This is a genomic window from Chthonomonas sp. (assembly GCF_035294165.1).
GTDB lineage: Bacteria > Armatimonadota > Chthonomonadetes > Chthonomonadales > Chthonomonadaceae > Chthonomonas.
Genome location: NZ_DATGLN010000200.1, coordinates 1 through 1,460, shown reverse-complemented (window position 1 = coordinate 1,460; position 1,460 = coordinate 1). Strand labels below are relative to the sequence as shown.

Here is a 1,460-nt window from a genome sequence, read left to right as displayed (position 1 = left end):
TATAGGAAGAAGCCTGTGAATGCGAGCAGCACGGCCGCCGACGCCAAGCATATGGCTCTGAACACGCCGAGCAGCCTAAGCCTGAAGAGTGAGGCTACGTAGCTAAAGCTCAAGACCCAACTCAGTATCCCAGAGAAAAATCCAAGCGCAAAGTAGTATCCGAACAGGGATACGAGCGTGATGCCCACTGCGAGCCACCACCCAATCTGCAGCGGGTTTGTTAAACCTATGCTTAACCCCTGAAGGTAGCCCGCCCCCGACGCGTGGGGGGCCTCTTTCCCAAGTGTTGGCTTGGCGCCACTACGGCTTATCAACACGTAAGAGAGGTACACGAGGATTGCGCACCCGGCAGCGTAGAGTACGGGTCTGATAATCCAGTAGTCCAGAGCCCTTATACCCAGGATTGAGATGATAGTGTAGAAGGCGAAGTCGGCTGTGGCCGCTCCGAAGCCAACTGAGGCTCCGCTTAGCCACGAGCGCCTTATTGATTCATTTAGGATGAGTATGTTTATTGGTCCTGGGGGTGCGGCTAGGGAGAGACCCAACGCGAACGCGGCCAGCACCCTGGAAGCTTCGGAGAGCACACTTCACTCACCAATGAGTGTTAAATGAATTTTTCTACGCGTACTGGTGTTTGAGTGGTCTACGAGCACAACTTTGAGGGTTGACGTGATGAGTTTCGAGTTGAAGAATGGTAGGGTGAGGCTCACACCAATATCCCTCCCAACCCTGCCGCCACGCGCCTCCTCGATTAGAATCGAGCACTCGGGGTAGGGTGCGGCCAGGGTGATGATGCCGTTTGTGAAGCGAGACTGGTTGAGCGCCCTAATTAGTATGGGTGTTAAGTCAACTCTTTTCTGTTTTTTGGTGTAGATGGTGTAGGAGTAGTGTTTTTGGTTCACCCCTAATCCACTTTGGCCTATGTTGTGGCTTGGACGGGTCTGAGCGCTTCGTAACCAGTCTTCTCAACTTCATCGGCCAGGGAGGCGTCACCCGACTTGACTATCCTGCCATCAATCAACACGTGAACGTAGTCGGCCTTCACGTACTTGAGGATGCGCTGGTAGTGTGTGATGAGTATTATACCAACATCGGAGCCCCTTACCTCGTTGATGGCGCTAGACACAATCTTTAGGGCATCCACGTCGAGCCCCGAGTCTGTCTCGTCGAGCACCGCGAATTTGGGTTTCGCAGTGAGTAGCTGGACTATCTCAGCCCTCTTCTTCTCGCCACCTGAGAAGCCCTCGTTAAGGGATCTGGAGAGGAAGGCCTCGTCGAGGTCGAGTTTTTTGAGGTTCTCCTTGACATTCGAGTAGAACTGGCTCAGCGGTGTCTTATCACCCCTCATCTCCACCGCCAAAGTCCTTAGGAAGCTACCGAACCTTAGGCCGGGGATTTCCTCTGGGTACTGGAAGCCTAGGAACAATCCGAGCTTAGCGCGCCTATCCGTCTTGAGATTC

3 protein-coding genes are annotated in these 1,460 nt (G+C 53.7%); all 3 read right to left on the bottom strand.

Translation table 11 applies throughout. The features are described from left to right. On the bottom strand, window positions 1-584 hold a 584-nt coding region (locus VKV29_RS10990; RefSeq protein WP_324201353.1), incomplete at its 3' end, for a LysE family translocator. A 3-nt stretch (window positions 585-587) separates the two neighbouring features. After that, entirely contained in the window at window positions 588-902 is a 315-nt protein-coding gene (locus tag VKV29_RS10985; protein ID WP_324201352.1) for a hypothetical protein, read from the bottom strand. 17 nt (window positions 903-919) lie between these two features. Then, the coding region (sufC, locus tag VKV29_RS10980; RefSeq protein WP_324201351.1) for a Fe-S cluster assembly ATPase SufC at window positions 920-1,460 on the bottom strand (541 nt) is incomplete at its 5' end.